Annotated in this window: 12 protein-coding genes; 4 read left to right on the top strand and 8 right to left on the bottom strand. The window is 72.7% G+C overall.

Annotation, left to right across the window (positions count from 1 at the left end; genetic code table 11):
• On the bottom strand, positions 1-993 hold the full coding sequence (locus tag RTA_RS08530) for a tripartite tricarboxylate transporter substrate binding protein (protein ID WP_013900985.1): 993 nt from the start codon (positions 991-993) through the stop codon (positions 1-3).
• A gap of 111 nt (positions 994-1,104) precedes the next feature.
• On the opposite strand from RTA_RS08530, the gene RTA_RS08525 reads away from it, so the two are divergent.
• The 4 genes from RTA_RS08525 to RTA_RS19735 are packed head-to-tail and all read left to right on the top strand — an operon-like array spanning position 1,105 to position 3,437.
• Entirely contained in the window at positions 1,105-1,998 is an 894-nt protein-coding gene (locus tag RTA_RS08525) for a LysR family transcriptional regulator (protein ID WP_013900984.1), read from the top strand.
• A 42-nt stretch (positions 1,999-2,040) separates the two neighbouring features.
• Positions 2,041-2,229, top strand: a complete 189-nt coding sequence (locus RTA_RS08520) for a hypothetical protein (protein WP_013900983.1) — start codon at positions 2,041-2,043, stop codon at positions 2,227-2,229.
• Positions 2,230-2,257: 28 nt separating this feature from the next.
• Positions 2,258-2,908: an endonuclease III gene (nth, locus tag RTA_RS08515; protein WP_013900982.1), complete on the top strand. Its 651-nt coding sequence runs from the start codon at positions 2,258-2,260 to the stop codon at positions 2,906-2,908.
• A gap of 22 nt (positions 2,909-2,930) precedes the next feature.
• Positions 2,931-3,437 carry a J domain-containing protein gene (locus RTA_RS19735; protein ID WP_013900981.1) on the top strand — a complete coding sequence of 169 codons (507 nt, stop codon included), beginning with the start codon at positions 2,931-2,933 and terminating at the stop codon, positions 3,435-3,437.
• Positions 3,438-3,513: 76 nt separating this feature from the next.
• On the opposite strand, the gene RTA_RS08505 is transcribed toward RTA_RS19735, so the two are convergent.
• The 7 genes from RTA_RS08505 to RTA_RS08475 form a co-directional block, all read right to left on the bottom strand.
• Positions 3,514-5,748 (bottom strand): sensor histidine kinase, YfiR-like protein-associated, encoded by a 2,235-nt coding sequence (locus tag RTA_RS08505; protein ID WP_013900980.1) that lies wholly within the window; start codon positions 5,746-5,748, stop codon positions 3,514-3,516.
• Positions 5,748-6,314, bottom strand: coding sequence for a TOL_0243 family YfiR-like periplasmic protein (locus tag RTA_RS20960; RefSeq protein ID WP_049871257.1), 567 nt, complete (start codon positions 6,312-6,314; stop codon positions 5,748-5,750). The genes RTA_RS08505 and RTA_RS20960 overlap by 1 nt, the downstream gene beginning before the upstream one ends.
• Before the next feature lie 2 nt (positions 6,315-6,316).
• The gene (locus tag RTA_RS08495) at positions 6,317-8,215 is read right to left on the bottom strand and encodes a TOL_0244 family TonB-dependent receptor (RefSeq protein ID WP_049871256.1); all 1,899 of its coding nucleotides are present in this window, start codon (positions 8,213-8,215) and stop codon (positions 6,317-6,319) included.
• Positions 8,216-8,301: 86 nt separating this feature from the next.
• Positions 8,302-9,741, bottom strand: coding sequence for an efflux transporter outer membrane subunit (locus RTA_RS08490; RefSeq protein WP_013900977.1), 1,440 nt, complete (start codon positions 9,739-9,741; stop codon positions 8,302-8,304).
• On the bottom strand, positions 9,738-13,004 hold the full coding sequence (locus tag RTA_RS08485) for an efflux RND transporter permease subunit (RefSeq protein ID WP_013900976.1): 3,267 nt from the start codon (positions 13,002-13,004) through the stop codon (positions 9,738-9,740). The genes RTA_RS08490 and RTA_RS08485 overlap by 4 nt, the downstream gene beginning before the upstream one ends.
• Positions 13,001-16,123, bottom strand: a complete 3,123-nt coding sequence (locus RTA_RS08480) for an efflux RND transporter permease subunit (protein ID WP_013900975.1) — start codon at positions 16,121-16,123, stop codon at positions 13,001-13,003. The genes RTA_RS08485 and RTA_RS08480 overlap by 4 nt, the downstream gene beginning before the upstream one ends.
• Positions 16,120-17,427, bottom strand: a complete 1,308-nt coding sequence (locus RTA_RS08475) for an efflux RND transporter periplasmic adaptor subunit (protein WP_013900974.1) — start codon at positions 17,425-17,427, stop codon at positions 16,120-16,122. The genes RTA_RS08480 and RTA_RS08475 overlap by 4 nt, the downstream gene beginning before the upstream one ends.
• Positions 17,428-17,526: the final 99 nt, after the last annotated feature.

The following is a 17,526-nucleotide window of genomic DNA, read 5'->3' as shown; positions in this document are numbered from 1 at the left end:
TCAGTCCACCGTCGCGCCGGAGGTCTTCACGATGCGCGCCCACTTGGCCAGGTCGTCCTGCAGCACGCGGGCGAACTGCTCGGCCGACACCGGCTTGCCGGCGGCGCCGGCGATCTCCACGCCCTGCTGCTCCAGCTTCTCGCGCAGGTCGGGCGCGGCCAGGGCGCGGGCCATGCCCTCCTCCAGCCGCGAGACCACCTCCGGCGGCACGCCGGCCGGGGCGAACAGGCCGATCCACAGGGTGCCGTTGTAGCCGGGCACGAAGTCGGCGACCGCCGGCACCTCGGGCAGCAACGGCGAGCGCGAGGCGCCGCTGACGGCCAGCGCCCGCAGGCGGCCGGCCTTGATGTGCTGCAGCGACGACGGCAGGCTGGCGAACACCATGGGCAGCTGGCCGCCCAGCACGTCGTTCATGGCCGGCGCCACGCCCTTGTACGGCACGTGCTGCAGCTGGATGCCCGCCATGCTGTTGAGCATCTCGCCCAGCAGGTGGTTGAGCGTGCCGTTGCCGGCCGAGGCGTAGCTGTACTGGCCCGGCCGCTCCTTGGCCAGGGCGATCAGCTCGGGCAGGGTCTTGGCGGGGAAGGCGGGGTTGACCAGCAGCACGTTGGGCACGGCGCCGATCAGGCTGATCGGCCGGAAGTCCTTGACCGGGTCGAAGCCGGGGTTCTTGTACAGCGCCGGGTTGATGGCCTGGCTGCTGCTGATGGTCATCAGCAGCGTGTGGCCGTCCTTGGGCGCGCGCGCCGCGTGCTGGGTGCCAACGTTGCCGCCGGCGCCCGGGCGGTTCTCCACCGCGACGCTGGCGCCCAGCACCTCGCCAAGCTTCTGGCCGACCAGGCGCCCGACGATGTCGTTGGTGCCGCCCGCGGCCTGCGGGACCACCATCACGATGGGCCGGCTCGGGAAGCTGCCCTGGGCCGACGCCAGGAGGGGGGCGGCCAGCGCGGCCAGCAGCATTGCGCGGCGCAGGCCGCTGGGGAAAAAGCTCATGCGTGTGTCTCCTGCTTGTGGGCCTATCGTCGCAGCCGCGGGCGCCGCCGACAATCGCGCTTTCCAGGAGCAAGCCTTCGGTATTGCCGAAGGCTTGGGCTAGCATGCGCCATGCAGTTCGACGTGACCGACCTGCGGCTGTTCGCCGCCACCGCCGCCGAGGGCAACCTCACCCGCGCCGCGCGGCTGCGGCATCTGTCGCTGGCGGCGGCCAGCGCTCGCATCAAGGCGCTGGAGTCGCAGGCCGGCCTGGCCCTGCTCTACCGTGAGGCACGCGGCGTGCGCCTGACGCCAGCGGGCGAGGCCTTCCTGCACCATGCGCGCGCGCTGCTGCGCCAGGCCGACCAGCTGCAGGCCGACCTGCAGGACTACGGCGGCGGCCTGCGCGGGCACGTGCGCGTGTTCGCCAACACCACGGCGGTGACCGACTTCCTGCCCGAGGTGTTGCCGGCCTTCCTCAACGCCAACCCGCGGGTGAACGTGGAGCTTCAGGAAAAACCGAACGCTGAGATCGCCCGCGGCGTGCTGGACAGCCGTGCCGACCTGGGCATCGTGGCCGGCCAGGTGGACACGCTGGGCCTGCGCGCCATCCACTTCAGCACCGACCGGCTGGTGCTGGTGGTGCCGCGCGACCACCGCTTCGCGCGGCGCAGGCGCATCGCCTTCGCCGAGACCCTGGACGAGGACGCGGTGGGCATGCACCCGGGCAGCACGCTGCAGGCCTTCCTGGCCCAGGTGACCGAGGCGCTGGGGCGGCCGCTCAAGCTGCGCATCCAGTTGTCCAGCTTCGATGCGATGTGCCGCATGGTCGGCGCCGGCGTGGGCATCGGCATCGTCCCCGAGAGCGCGGCCCGCCGCAACCTGGGCCCCATGAAGCTGGTGCAGATCGAGCTGACCGACCCCTGGCGCGTGCGCGAGCGCCACGTGCTGGTGCGCGAAGGCGAGGCGCTGCCGGCCTACGCGCAGTCGCTGGTGGACACGCTGGTGGCGCACTACCGCGGCTGAACGGCTTGCGGTACCCTGCCGCCTGCCCCACCCGCCCGCCCCATGCCCCCGCGCACCCACGGACTCCTGCCACGCGTCCTGCAGGTCTTCGCCATCGCCCTGCTGGCCCTGATCTGCGGCATCGTGCTGCACAAGGGCTTCGCCGACGTCTCGGCCCTGGCCGAGCAGCACCGGGGCGGCGACTTCTGGCCGGCCCTGCTGCGCTACGTGTTCCGCAACCTGGCGGGCTAGGACCGGGCAGCGCCCTACACTGCCGCGCATGAAGCGCGAGTCCATCGAACCCTTCTTCGCCACCCTCCAGGCGGCCAACCCGCAGCCGGTGACCGAGCTGGAGTACACCAGCGTGTTCGAGCTGCTGGCGGCGGTGCTGCTGTCGGCGCAGGCCACCGACGTGGGCGTGAACAAGGCGACCCGGCGCCTGTTCCCGGTGGCCGGCACGCCGCAGGCCATGCTGGCGCTGGGGCTGGAGCGGCTGGAGGGCTACATCCGCACCATCGGCCTGTACCGCACCAAGGCGCGCAACCTGATGGAGACCTGCCGCCTGCTGGTCGAGCGCCATGGCGGCCGGGTGCCGCGCACCCGCGAGGAGCTGGAGGCGCTGCCGGGCGTGGGCCGCAAGACGGCCAACGTGGTGCTGAACGTGGCCTTCGGCGAGCCCACCATGGCGGTGGACACCCACATCTTCCGCGTCAGCAACCGCACCGGCCTGGCGCCGGGCAAGAACCCCCTGGAGGTGGAGCTGGAACTGATCCGCCGCGTGCCGCCGGCCTACGCGGTGAACGCCCACCACTGGCTGATCCTGCACGGCCGCTATGTCTGCGTTGCGCGCACGCCGCGCTGCTGGGAATGCGCCGTGGCGCGCTGGTGCGACTACCAACCCAAGACCCCGCCCTCTGGCGCCGGCCGCTGAGGCTGGTGTATCTTCCGCCCCCATGAGCCAGAATCCGGCCCCCAGCCTCTACGACGCGCTGCACGTGCTGCCCACCGCGTCGACGGAGGAGGTGCGCCGCGCCTGGCGTGCCCTGGTGCAGCAGCACCACCCTGATAGGCGCGGGCGCGCGGCCGGCAACGAGGCCCGCATCGCCCTGATCAACCAGGCCTACGAAGTGCTGTCCGACCCGCACCGCCGGGCCGAGTACGACGCCGCCCGCTGGCCCGCGGCAGCGGTGCCGGTCACGCCTCTGCGCAAGCCGGCGGACCTGAGCCGCTATACGCTGGAGGGCTTGGGCCGCTCGCGCCTGCCGTTGCGGTGGGTCCTGCCCTGCCTGCTGCTGGTGGTGCTGGGCCTGGGGTGGCTGGCCTGGCGCCTGCTGCCCGGCACGCCCGGGCCGGCCTCGCGCAGCAGCGCCACGGCCGCCGAGACCCTGCGCCTCACGCCGGCGCGCCAGCTGAACGCGCTGCCCAGGCGGGCCGCCTCCGGCAGCCAGGCCAGCCGCTGACCTTTGCCGTCCTAGGATGGCAAAGGTGCCCCGCGCAGGGCGCCAGGTTGGCGTGCGGGGTCTTAACACCCGGGGCTCAAGGCGCCGCAGCCACCGACGCCATCAAGGGCTCCAGCACGGCCACGTCCACCGGCTTGGTCAGGTGGTGGTCGAAGCCGGCTTCCCGGGCCTCGCGCCGGTCGCGCTCGCTGCCCCAGCCGGTGATGGCGATCAGCACGGTGCGGGCGAAACGCGGCTCGCGGCGCAGCTGGCGCGCCACGTCGTAGCCGCTCAGGCCCGGCAGGCCGATGTCCAGCAGGATGACGTCCGGATCGAACGCCTGCGCCGCCGCCAGCACCGCGGCGCCGTCGTGCACCATGCACACCTGGTAGCCCATCATGTCCAGCACCAGGGACAGGGTCTCGGCTGCGTCCACGTTGTCGTCGACCAGCAGCACCTTGCGGCCCTCGGTGGCGGCGCCGGCGGCGCCGGCCGGCGCCGAGGGCGCGGCCGGCGCGCTGTCGGCGGGCAGGCAGGGCAGGCGCACGGTGAACAGGCTGCCGCGGCCTGCGCCGGCGCTGGCGGCCACCACGCTGCCATGGTGCAGCTCCACCAGGCTGCGCACCAGGTACAGGCCGATGCCCAGGCCACCCTGCGCCCGCTCCATGCTGCGGTCCACCTGGGTGAACAGCGAGAACACGCGCTCGAGCATGGCCTCGGGGATGCCCACGCCGTCGTCCTGCACCTCGATCACCGCCTCCAGGCCCTCCTGGCGCGCGCGCAGCGCGATGTGGCCGCCGGCCGGCGTGTACTTGGCGGCGTTGTTCAGCAGATTGCCCACCGCCTGCGCCAGCCGCGTGGCGTCGCCGATCAGCTCGATCTCGGCCTCGGGCAGCAGCACCTGCAGCTCGTGGCCGCCGGCGGCCATGGCCGGGCGGCTGACCTCCACCGCGCTGTCGATCACCCCGCGCAGGCGGATGCGCTCCACCGCCAGGTGGATCTTGCCGCTGTTGATGCGCGAGATGTCCAGCAGGTCGTCGATCAGCCGGATCATGTGCGCCAGCTGGCGCTCCATGGTCTCCCGCGCGCGCTGCGAGGCCGTCCCGTTGGCCTTGTCCTTCTTCAGGATGTCCAGGCCGGTGCGGATGGGTGCCAGCGGGTTGCGCAGCTCGTGCGCCAGTGTCGCCAGGAACTCGTCCTTGGCGCGGTTGGCCTCCTGCAGCACCTGCTCGGCTTCCTTGCGCTCGGTCACGTCGATCACCGAACCGGCCATGCGGTACGCCCGTCCCGCGTCGTCGCGCTGGGCCATGCCGGCCACGAAGAACCAGCGCCAGCGCCCGGTGGCGTCGCGCAGCCGGCACTCCACCTGGAACGGGCGGCCGTGCCGCAGGTGGCCGCGCATCGCGGCGAACAGCAACGCGCGGTCGTCCTCGTGCAGCACCCGCAGGGTCGAGGAAGGCCGGTCCGGGAATTCCTGCTCGGTGTAGCCCAGCAGCGCCTTGAAGCGCGGCGACAGGAACAGCGTGCGGCTGCCCAGGTCCCAGTCCCACAGGCCGGCGCTGGAGCCGCGCACCGCCAGCTGGTAGCGCTGCTCGCTGGCGCGCAGCGCGTCGTTGGCTTCGCGCAGGGTCCGGGCGCGCCGGTCCAGCTCGTCCAGCATGGCGTTGAAGGCGTCCACCAGCGCGCCGGCCTCGTCGTCGCTGGTCTTGCGTGCCCGCAGGCTGGGCGTTTCGCCGCGCAGGATGGCGCGCGCGACCTCGCTCACCTCGTGCAGCGGCCGCATCACCTCGCGGTGCAGGCGGCGCGACAGCAGCAGCGCCGCGGCCAGGCTCAGGCTCATGATGCCGGCCAGGGCCGCCAGGTACTCCAGCGTGCTGCGCACCAGCCCGTGCTGCACCTGCAGGTAGAGCAGGCCCACACGCTCGCCGCGCAGTTCTACCGGCCGCCACACCACGGCGGCGCGCGTATCCAGCCGCCGGCCCCAGCCGTCCGGCCCCTCGGGCAGCAGCTGGCGCTGCCCCTGCGCCTGGAAAAACGACGCGAACAACTCGCCCTGCGTGTCGTACAGCGCGGCCGCCGTGACGCTCGGATTGGCCCGCAGCGCCGAGAGCGCCTCCGCCGCAGCCCGGGTGTCGTCGAACGCCAGCGCCGCGGAGCTGGCCAGGGCCACGATGTCACCCTGGGTGACCAGGTCCTGCTCCAGGTAGCGCAGCTCGCGCCCCAGGTTGAACGCCAGCAGCGCCAGTCCCGCCACCCCCAGCGCCAGCAGGGTGGTGCCGGACAGGATGCGGTCCAGCCGCTGGCGCAGGGTGCCGGCGCGCAGCGGGTTCATCACCGGGTCCGCCCTTCCACCGCGCTGGCCACCGCCAGCAGGCGCGAGCTCAGGCGCAGGCCGCGCGCCTCGGCCGCGGCCAGCGAGGCGCCGAAGCGCACCCGGCCTTCCTCCTGCGTGAAGTTGAGCACCGCGCCGGCGCGCAGGCCGCCCTCCTGCTCGGCGACCACCAGCACCGGGCCCGCCGCCGCGGCCACCGACTCGCGCAGCCGGGCCGGCGTGGTTGCGCCCACGAACAGCAGGTGCACGCCGGCCGGCGGCTCGCCCTCGGCCAGCCGGCGCACCGTGACGGGCCGGCCGTCCAGGTGGCGGCTCGCGGCCAGCTGCTCCAGGTCGGACGCCACCGCGTCGTTGCCCAGCACGCCGATCACCACCGGATGGTCCGGCGTGCGGAAGCTGCCGGCCGGCCACTCGACGAAGGCCGGGAACTTGAACAGGAACGCCGCCTTCACCGCGCTCTCGCGCTGGGACGCGGGCTGCGCCAGCGCGGCGCCGCCGGCCAGCAGCCAGGCCAGCACCGCCCAGGGCAGCAACCACCGCAGCGGCGACGACAGGGAATGGTTCACGCTCAGAGCTGCCACACGGCCTTGAGATAGAGCCGCCGCCCGATCACGCTGCCGACCGCCGCGGGCTCGAATTCGCGGTGGCCGCGGTCGAACAGGTTCTGGCCCAGCACCGACAGCGCCAGCGAGGGCGTCACCTGGAAGGCCAGCCGCGCGTCCACCGCGGTGTAGGCCGGCACCTGCGGCGCGGGCAAGGCGCCGACGCGCCGCAGCGCCAGGTCGAACTCGGTGCGCGCGCCCAGCGACAGGTAGGAGCGCAGGCTCCACTGGTGGCTGGGGTCGTTGCCCAGGTTGGCGATGGACACGGCATCGGTGGCGCCGGAGGAAAAGCGCAGGTCCTTGTGCTGCGCCAGCCAGCCGGCGGCCAGGCGCCAGGCGGGTGCGAGCTGCCACTGGCCCCAGGCCTCGATGCCGTCGTTGGTCCCTTCCACCTGGTTGGAGACCCGGGCCGGCACCTGGCCGGGCACGCCGGCGCGCAGGCCCCGGTACTGCTGCCGGAACACGGTGGCCGCGTACGACAGGGTGTTGCCCCAGCGGCCGCGGTGCCCCAGCTCCAGCACGTCGGCGACCTCGGACTCGAAGTCCGGGCCGCCGGCGATGAGGAAGGGCGCGCGGCCGGGAAAGAAGAAATCGCGGTCGATGCGCGAGGGCGCGCGCACCGCGCGCGAGGCGGCGGCCCAGGTGGTGCTCTGCGGCCCATGCTCGTACGCCAGGCGCAGGTTGGGCAGCCACTCCAGCCCGGTGTAGCTGTTGCGCTCGGCCTTGACGCCCGCGGTCAGCTGCCAGCGGCGCGCCAGGCGCAGCTGGTGCTGCACGAACAGGTGGGACCAGGTCAGCTGGCGCTCGGCCGGCTGCAGCAGCACCAGTTCGCTGGCCTGGTTGGCGTCGAAGCCGCGGCGCCAGCCGCCGCCCCAGACCAGGTGATGCCCGGCCGGCAGCAGCGGCTCCTGGCTGAACTGCAGGTCCAGGTTGGTGGACCGGTTGCGGATGGCCGTGAGCTGGTCGTAGTCGGCCACGTCCCAGTAGGCCTGCAGCGTGTAGGGCGAGCCACCGGCCAGGCGGCTGCTCCAGCGCGCCAGCAGGTTGCCGCCGTATTGGCGCGGCGCGCTGCGGCTGGCCGGCTCGCTGCCGCCGCGGTAGGCATCGCCCTGCAGCGTCAGCCCGCCCGGGCCTGACTGCCAGTCCGCGCGGAAACCGGTCTGCAGCCGGCTGGCCGCATCGTCCACCCCGGTCCCGTCCAGGCGCCGCGTGTTGCCGCGGTCGGTGGCCAGGCCGTAGACGCGCACGGCCCCACCCCCCAGCCGGCCGCCCCAGCGCACCGCCTCGCGACCGCCGTCGTGCGAGCGGACCGCGCTGGCCAGCACGCCTTGGGTGTCGGCGGCCTGGCGGGTGATGACGTTGATCACGCCGTTGACGGCATTGGCGCCCCACAGCGTGCCGCCGGGGCCGCTGATCACCTCGATGCGCTCGATGTCCTCCAGCATCACCCGGTTGGCCTCCCAGATGACGCCGGAGAACAGGTTGGAGTAGATGGTGCGGCCGTCGATCAGCACCAGCAGCTTGTTGGCGATGGCGGTGTTGAAGCCGCGCGCGCTGATGGCCCAGCTCCCGGCATCCACCTGCGCCACCTGCAGGTTGGGTGCCAGCCGCAGCACCTCGGGCAGGCTGGTGGCGGCCGAGCGGCGGATGTCCTGCGCCGTGATCACGTAGATGGAAGCGGCCGCATCCTGCAGCGGCTCGGCATGGCCCGATACCGAGGTGACCTGCACCTGGCTCAGCTGCTCCAGGCTCAGGTCCGCCAGGCTGCCGAGCTGGGCCACCTCGGCCTGCGCCGCCTGCAGGGAGGCGGCGCAGGCCAGCAGCGGCAGCAGGGCAAGGGGAAGCGGTCGGGTCGGGGGCCTCATGTCTGTGCCTGGGCGCCGGCATCTTACGTTGGCATCGATCCCATCCCCGGCCCAAGCGCGGCAGTTGTCGGCCCCGTCCTACAAAATCAGCGCGGCAGGCCCTGCCAGCCGCCGCCCAGTGCCTGGATCAGCGCCACCGCGGCCACCTGCCGGTCGGCCTGCAGCTGCACCAGGTTGCGGCGCGCCGCCTGCGCCGTGGCCTGCGCGGTGATGACCTCGGTGAAGCCCACCTGCCCCGCCTGGTAGCGGTTGAGCACCTGCTGCTCCACCAGATCGGCCGCCCGCGCTGCCTGCTGGCGCAGCGCCAGCTGCTCGCCCAGGATGCGGGCGGCGGCCAGCTGGTCCTCCACGTCCTGGAAAGCCACCAGCACGGTCTGGCGGTACTGCGCCGCGGCCTGGTCGAAGGCGGCGCGGCTGCGCGCTATGCGCGCGTTGATGGCGCCGCCGTCGAACACCGACTGGGCCAGCGACACGCCCAGCGCCCAGACCAGGCTGCCGGCGCTGAACAGGTCGCCGATGGCCGCCGCGCCCGCTCCCGCCGAGCCGGACAGCTGCAGGCTGGGGAACCAGGCGGACTGGGCGATGCCGATGTTCTCGTTGGCCGCCGCCACGCGCCGCTCGGCCGACACCACGTCCGGCCGGCGCAGCAGCAGCGTGGACGGCAGCGCCAGGGGCACGTCCGGCACCTGCGGCACGGCCGCGGAAGCCAACGCCGGCGGCAGGCTGAAGTTGCCCGGCGCGCGCCCCACCAGCACGGCGATCGCGTTCTCCAGCTGGGCGCGCTGGCGGTCCAGGCCCAGCAGCTCGGCCTGGGCGTTGGCCAGCTGGGTCTCGGCCTGCAGCACGTCGGTGCGCGCGGCGATGCCAGCCTGGTAGCGGTTGTTGGTGATGGTCAGGGCGCGCTGGTAGCCCTGGAGGGTCTGCACCAGCAGCGCGCGCTGCGCATCGGTGCCGCGCAGGTTGAGGTAGTTGACGGCCAGCTCGCCCTGGGCGGACAGGCGCGCGGCCGCCAGGTCGGCGGCGCTGGCCTGCTCGCCGGCGCGCGCGCCGGCGACGCCGCGGCGCAGCCGGCCCCACACGTCCGGCTCCCAGCCCGCGCCCAGGGTCACGTCGTAGCTGCGGCGGGTGCCGGTGGCGCTGCCCTCGCCGCCTGTGCGGCTGCCGCCGCCGTCCAGCACCACGCTGGGGAACAGCGAGGCGCGCTGCTCGGCCACCAGGGCGCGGGCCTGGGCATAGGCCGCCACGGCGGCGGCGACGTTTTGGTTGGACACCTCGACGCTGGCGGCCAGGTCGTTCAGCACCGGGTCGCCGAACAGCTGCCACCAGGGGCCGCGCTCCAGCGTGTCGGCCGGCACCACCCGTATCCACTCGCCCTGCCCCTGCCTGAAGGCCACCGGCGTCTCCACCGGCGGCGGGCCCTGGTAGGTGGGACCGACGGCGCAGGCCGTCAGGGCCAGCACCAAGGCCGGCAGGAACGCCGTTCGCCCCGAGCGAACCGGGTGCGTGGAGACGGTGTCGTTCTTCATGTCGTTTGCGGCTCGTTCTGGCGGCCCAGCGCCCGCTCCTGCGGCCCCCGCCGGCGCAGCTTGTCCAGCACCAGGTACACCACCGGCGTGGTCAGCAGGGTGAGCACCTGGCTGGCCACCAGTCCGCCGACGATGGCGATGCCCAGCGGCCGCCGCAGCTCGGCGCCGTCGCCGAAGCCGATGGCCAGCGGCAGCGCGCCCAGGATGGCGGCCAGGGTGGTCATGAGGATGGGCCGGAAGCGCAGCAGGCAGGCCTCGCGCACCGCCTCCGGCGCCGGCAGGCCGCGCGAGCGCTCGGCATCCAGTGCGAAGTCGATGATCAGGATGGCGTTCTTCTTGACGATGCCGATCAGCAGGAACACGCCGATCAGCGCCATGATGGAGAAGTCCAGGTCGAACATCAGCAGCGCCAGCACCGCGCCCACGCCGGCCGACGGCAGCGTGGACAGCACGGTGACCGGGTGCACCAGGCTCTCGTACAGCATGCCCAGCACGATGTAGATGACCACGACGGCCGCGAGGATCAGCAGCGGCTGCTGGCCCTGGGATTCCTGCGCCGCCCGCGCCACGCCCTGGAAGCTGCCGCGCACGCTGGTGGGCATGGCGATCTCGGCCTCGGCCGCCCGCACCGCGGCCTCGCCCTCGGCCACGCTGCTGCCGGGCGCCAGGTTGTACGAAATGGTGGTGGCCAGTTCGGCGTCCTGGTGGTTGACCGAGCTGGCCGTGGGGCGCTCGGAGAAGCGGGCGATGGCCGACAGCGGCACCATGGTCACCGAGGCGTTGCTCAGCGGCTGGCCGCTGGCCTGGTCGCGCAGGGCGGGGTTGATGGCGGCGGTGGCGGTGCCGGTGGTCGTGCCCGCGGTGCCGGTGGCGCTGGTGCCGCCGGTCGCGGCGCTGCCGGTGCCCGCCCCGACCACGCCGCCGGCGTTGCGGGCCGGCACGTGGATGTCCTTGAGCGCCTCCGGGCTGCGGATGTACTGCGGTGCGACCGCCAGGATCACCCGGTACTGATTGATGTCCTGGTAGAGCGTGGCCACCTGGCGCTGGCCGAAGGCGTTGTACAGGGCGTTGTCCACGTCGCGCGAGCTGATGCCCAGGCGGGCGGCGGTCTCCTTGTCGACCTCCACGTAGGTCTCGACGCCGTTCTCCTGCTGGTCGGTGTCCACGTCCACCAGGGCCGGCTGGCGCCTCATGGCATCGGCCAGGCGCACAGCCCAGCGCTTGAGGTCGGCCTGGTTGTCGCTCTTGAGCGTGTACTGGTAGGTGGAGTTGCTGGAGCGGCCGCCGAAGCGCAGGTCCTGCACCGGGTTGAGGAACAGCGTGACGCCGGTCACCTGCGCCAGCTGGGGCCGCAGGCGCGCGATCACCGCCTGGCCGCGCTCGCCCCCGGGGCGCTCGTCGGCCGGCTTGAGGTTGACGAACAGGAAGCCACCACCGGCGCGGCTGCCGCCGGTGAAGCCCACCACGGTGTCCACCGCCGGGTCCTTGCGGATGATGTCCACCAGCTGCCGCAGCTTCTCCTGCATGGCCTGGAACGAGATGCTCTGGTCGGCACGCAGGCCGCCGCTGATCTGGCCGGTGTCCTGCTGCGGGAAGAACCCCTTGGGGATCTTGACGAACAGGTAGACGTTCAGCCCCACCACGGCCGCCAGGATGGCCATCACCATCCAGCGCGCGTGCAGCGCCCAGTCCAGGCTGTGGGCGTAGGCGCGGTGCATGGCGCCGAAGCCGCGCTCGAACGCGCGCGCGACGCGGCTGGGCTGCTTGTGTGGCGTGCCGGGCTTGAGCAGCCAGGCGCACATCATGGGCGTGGTGGTCAGCGAGATCAGCAGCGAGATCATCACCGCCGCCGACAGGGTGACCGCGAACTCCCGGAACAGCCGGCCCACCTGCCCGCCCATGAACAGCAGCGGAATGAACACCGCCACCAGCGACAGGCTGATCGACAGCACGGTGAAGCCGACCTCGCGCGCGCCCAGCAGCGCGGCCTTCATGCGGTCCATGCCGGCCTCGATGTGGCGGGCCGTGTTCTCCAGCACCACGATGGCATCGTCCACCACGAAGCCGGTGGCCACCGTCAGCGCCATCAGCGACAGGTTGTTGAGCGAGAAGCCCAGCAGGTACATCACGCCGAAGGTGCCCAGCAGGGACACGACGGTGGCGATGGCCGGGATGATGGTGGCGCGCACGCTGCGCAGGAAGGCGCTGACCACCAGCACCACCAGGATGACCGCGATCACCAGCGTGATCTCCACCTCGTGCAGCGCCGCGCGGATCGAGTAGGTGCGGTCCGAGGCCACGGCCAGCCGGATGTCCTGCGGCAGCTGGGCCTGCAGCTCGGGCAGCAGGTCGCGTACGCCGTCCACCGTCTCAATCACGTTGGCGCCGGCCTGCAGCCGCACCAGCACGACCACGGCCGGCTCGCCGTTGAACAGGCCCAGCGTGTTGATGTTCTCCACGCTGTCGCTGACCTGGGCCACGTCGGACAGGCGCACGGCCGCGCCGTCGCGCCAGGCCACCACCAGCCCGCGGTAGTCGGCAGCACTGCGGCCGCCGCCGCCGCTGCTGGAGGTGTAGATCTGGAACTGCTGGGCGCCGCCCTCCACGGCGCCCTTGGGACGGTTGCCGGTGGCGGCCTGGATGGCGGCGCGCACGTCCTCGGTGCTGATGCCGAACTTGTTCAGCGCGAACGGCACCAGCTCCACCCGCACCGCCGGCTGCGAGCCGCCGCCCAGCTCCACCTCGCCCACGCCCTGCACCTGGGCGATCTTCTGCTGCACGATGTTGGACACCGCGTCGTAGATCTGGCCGGGCGAACGGGTGGGCGAGGTCAGCGCCAGGATGATCACCGGCGCGGCCGACGGGTTGGCCTTGCGGTAGGTCGGGTTGCTGCGCAGCGTGGACGGCAGGTCGGCGCGCGAGGCGTTGATGGCCGCCTGCACCTCGCGCGCGGCCGCGTCGATGTCGCGGTCCAGGTTGAACTGCAGCGTGATGCGGGTCGAGCCGTTGCCGCTGCTGGAGGTCATCTCGTTGACGCCCGCGATCACGCCCAGCCGGCGCTCCAGCGGCTGCGCCACGCTGGTGGCCATGGTCTCGGGGCTGGCGCCCGGCAGGCTGGCGCTGACGCTGATCACGGGGAAGTCGACCTGCGGCAGCGCGGCCACCGGCAGCAGGAAGAAGGCGCCGATGCCGGACAGGGCGATCCAGACCGTCAGCAGGACGGTGGCGACGGGGCGGCGGACGAAGGGCGCGGACAGGTTCATGCGGGCGCCTGCTCCTGCGGGCGCCGGCCCCAGCGCCGCCCCAGCCTGTCGAACGCCAGGTAGATCACCGGCGTGGTGAACAGGGTCAGCAGCTGGCTGACGATCAGGCCGCCGAAGATGGCCAGGCCCAGCGGCCGGCGCAGCTCGGCGCCCTCGCCCCAGCCCAGCATCAGCGGCACGGCGGCGAACAGCGCAGCCAGCGTGGTCATCAGGATGGGCCGGAAGCGCAGCAGCGCAGCCTGGTGGATCGCCTCGCGCGGCGACTTCCCGTCGTTGCGCTCGGCGTCGATGGCGAAGTCGATCATCATGATCGCGTTCTTCTTGACGATGCCGATCAGCAGGATGATGCCGATGATGCCGATCACCCCCAGCTCGTTGCCGGTCAGCATCAGCGCCAGCAGCGCGCCCACGCCGGCCGAGGGCAGCGTGGACAGGATGGTGAGCGGGTGCACGTAGCTCTCGTACAGCACGCCCAGCACGATGTAGACGCAGACCACGGCTGCCAGGATCAGCCACAGCTGGTTGGACAGCGAGGACTCGTAGGCGCCCGAGGCGCCCAGGAAGGTCATGGTCACGCCGGCCGGCAGGCCGACCTCGCGCGCGGCCTCGCGGATGGCCTCCACGGCGCGGCCCAGCGCCACGCCCTCGGCCGTGTCGAAGCCCACCGTGGTCGCCGGGTACTGCGCCACGTGCGTCACCTGCAGCGGCGCCGGCCGCTCGGTGATGCGGGCCACTGCCGACAGCGGCGTGGGCTCGCCCGAGGCGGTGCGCAGCTGCACCTGCCCCAGCGAGGCCGGCGAGCCGTAGCCGTCCGGCCGGGCCTCCAGGATCACCCGGTACTGGTTGGTCTCGGTGAAGATGGTCGAGACGATGCGCTGGCCGAAGGCGCTGTACAGCGCCTCGTCGATGGTGGCCGCCGTGATGTTCAGCCGGGCCGCCGTGTCGCGGTCCACGTCGACGAACACGGCCGAGCCGGTCGCGTCGGCATCGGTCACCACGTTGCGCAGCCGCGGCTCGGTCTGCAGCTTCTCCACCAGGCGGGTCGCCCACTCGGTCACCGTGGCGGTGTCGGCCGCCTCCAGCGAGAAGCGGAACTGCGTGGGCCCGGACTCGGCGTCGATGCTCAGGTCCTGCACCGGCTGCAGGTACAGCGCGACGCCCGGTACGCGCTGGCCGGCGCGGCGCAGCCGCTCCATCACCTCGTCCAGCCCGTCACGGTCGTCCTTCAGGTTGATCAGCAGGCGGCCCGTGTGCAGCATGGTGTTGTTGGCCGCGTCCACGCCGACGAAGCTGGCCAGCGAGGCCACCGCCGGGTCCTCCATCAGCGCGCGGGCCACCTCCTGCTGCAGGCCGGCCATGGCGCCGAAGGACACGGACTCGGCCGCCTCCACCCGGGCCTGCAGCTGGCCCGTGTCCTGCGTCGGGAACAGGCCCTTGGGGATCCAGATGTACAGCAGCACCGTGAGCACCAGGGTGGCCAGGGCCACCAGCAGCGTCAGGCCCTGGCGCGCCAGCACCCACTGCAGGGCGACGTCGTAGCGGCCGATCATGCTGTCGAAGCCCTTCTGCATGCGCGCGCCCCAGCCGGTTTCCGGCCGGGCGCTCCCCGGGCCGTGCGCCTTCAGCCAGCGCGCCGACATCATGGGCACCAGGGTCAGGGAGACCACGCCCGAGATCAGGATGGTGATGGCCAGCGTGACGGCGAACTCGCGGAACAGCCGGCCCACCACGTCGCCCATGAACAGCAGCGGGATCAGCACGGCGATCAGCGACACCGTCAGCGAGATGATGGTGAAGCCGATCTCGCTGGCGCCTCTGAGCGCGGCCTGCATGGGCGGCTCGCCGTCCTCGATGTGGCGCTGGATGTTCTCGATCATCACGATGGCGTCGTCCACCACGAAGCCGGTGGCGATGGTCAGCGCCATCAGGGACAGGTTGTTCAGGCTGTAGCCCAGCAGGTACATGGCGCCGCAGGTGCCGATCAGCGAGATCGGCACGGCCAGGCTGGCGATGACGGTCGCGCGCGGGCTGTGCAGGAAGGCGAAGATCACCAGCACCACCAGCACCACCGCCAGGACCAGCTCCAGCTGCACGTGGTGCACTGAGGCGCGGATGCCGGTGGTGCGGTCCGACAGCACCTCCACCCGCAGCGAGGACGGCAGGCCAGCCAGCAGCCCGGGCAGGCGGGCCTTGATCGCGTCCACCGTGGCGATCACGTTGGCGCCGGGCTGGCGCTGCACGTTGAGCACGATGGCCGGCACCAGCTCGGTGCCGCCCTGCTGCGCCTGCAGTCCCGCCCAGGCGCCGAGCTTGACGTTCTCGGCGCTCTCCACTACCCGGGCCACGTGCGACAGGCGCACCGGCGCGCCGTTGCGGTAGGTGACGATCAGGTCGCTGTAGTCCTCGGCGCGCAGCAGCTGGTCGTTGGAGTTGATGCTCCAGGCCCGGCTGGGGCCGTCGATGCTGCCCTTGGCGCCATTGGCATTGGCCGCGCCGATGGCGGTGCGGATGTTGTCCAGCGTCAGGCCGTACGAGGCCAGCGCGCGCGTGTCGGCCTGGATGCGCACGGCCGGCCGCTGCCCGCCCGAGAGCGTGACCAGACCCACGCCCGAGACCTGGCTGATCTTGAGCGCCAGCCGGGTGTTGACCAGGTTCTGCACCTCGGGCAAAGGCAGCGTGTCGGAGGTGATGGCCAGGGTCAGCACCGGCGCGTCGGCCGGATTCACCTTGGCGTACACCGGCGGCGCCGGCAGGTCGGCCGGCAGCAGCGAGCCGCCGGCGTTGATGGCCGCCTGCACCTGCTGCTCGGCCACGTCCAGCGCCAGGCCCAGGCCGAACTGCAGCGTGACGATGGACACGCCCGCCGCACTGGTGGAGCTCATGCGCTCCAGCCCCGGCATCTCGCCGAACTGGCGCTCCAGCGGCGCGGTGACGGTCTGCGCCATGACCTCGGGGCTGCCGCCGGGGTAGAGGGTCTGCACCTGGATGGTCGGGTAGTCGACCTGCGGCAGCGCCGACAGCGGCAGCAGCCGCAGCCCCACCAGCCCGGCCAGCACGATGGCCAGCATGAACAGGGCCGTGGCGACGGGGCGCTGGATGAAGGGGGTGGACGGGCTCATGGCGCCGGCGCGCTGGCCCCCGGGCGCCTGCTCTGCGCGCCCTGCCCCGCCCCGGCCGCGCCGGGCTGGCGTGGCGCGTCCCCCGGCAGCATCACGCGCGCACCTTCGCGCAGCCGGTCCGCGCCCTCGGTGACGACCCGGTCGCCCGGCTGCAGCCCCTGGGTGATCTGCACCTTGTCCACCGTCATCAACCCGCGCTTGACCTGGCGGATGGACACGGTGCGGTCCGGGTTGAGCAGGAACACGTAGTCGCCGTTGGCGCCGTTGCGCACCGCCGCCACCGGCACCACGGTGGCGCCTTCGACAATGCGCAGCTGCAGTTGCACGTTGACGAACTGGTTGGGGAAGAGCTGGCCCTGCGGGTTGGTGAAGCGGGCCTTGGCGCGCACGGTGCCGGTCTGGGTGTCGATCTGGTTGTCGAAGGAGGCGAACACGCCGGTATCCAGTACGTTGGCGCGGGTGCGGTCCAGAGCGCGCACCGGCAGCGGCCGGCCGGCGTTGGCCTGCAGCGCCGGCACCTGGTCCTGCGGCACGGCGAACTCCACGTCGATGGGCGTCATCTGCGTGATCACGGCCACGCCGTTGGCGTCGCTGGTGCCCACCACGTTGCCCACGTCCACGGTGCGCAGGCCGACCCGGCCGCTGATGGGCGCGTTGATGCGCGCGTAGCCCAGGTTCAGCCGCGCCGTGCCCTCGTTGGCGCGGTCCACCACCACGGCCGCCTCCAGCTGCTTGACCAGCGCGGCCTGCGTGTCCACCTCCTGGCGCGCGATGGAGTCCTGCGCCAGCAGGGTCTGGTAGCGCTGCAACGTGACGCGCGCCGCCTGCAGCTGCGCTTCGTCGCGCATGCGCTGGCCGGTGGCCTGCTGCAGCGCCATCTCGAAGGGGCGCGGGTCGATCACGGCCAGCAGCTCGCCCTTGCGCACCATCTGGCCCTCGCGGTAGAGCACCTGCTGCAGCACGCCCGACACCTGGGGCCGCACCCGCGCCGTGGCCTGCGGCACCACCGTGCCCAGGGCTTCCAGCGTCACCGGCAGGTCGGCCCGCTCGGCCGTCGCCACGCCCACCGTGGTGGGCGGCGCGCCCCGGGCCGCATTGGCGCCGCCCGGGCCGGCAGCGGCGGGCTCACGGTGCGTGAGCGACCAGGCCAGCCAGGCTATGCCCAGCACGGCCAGCAGGGCGACGAGCGAGCCCAGCAGCGAAGCGCGGCGGCTGATGCGGCGCGGCGGCGAGCCGATCCCTTCGGCAGGCTCGGGACGGGTGGCGGGATCGGGTCGTGGGGGCGGCGGCGCTTGAGGGTCCATCCGGGTCCTTGTTCTTCGAATCGTGGCAGCGGGAGCGGGGGCGCACCACGGGGCCAGCATGCCAGCCCACTGTGTCTGCCGTGTATAGTTATTTTGCCG

This window comes from Ramlibacter tataouinensis TTB310, assembly GCF_000215705.1.
GTDB classification, from domain to species: Bacteria; Pseudomonadota; Gammaproteobacteria; order Burkholderiales; family Burkholderiaceae_C; genus Ramlibacter; species Ramlibacter tataouinensis.
The sequence above is the reverse complement of the archived record's forward strand: the minus strand, read 5'-3'. Positions and strand labels throughout refer to the sequence as shown.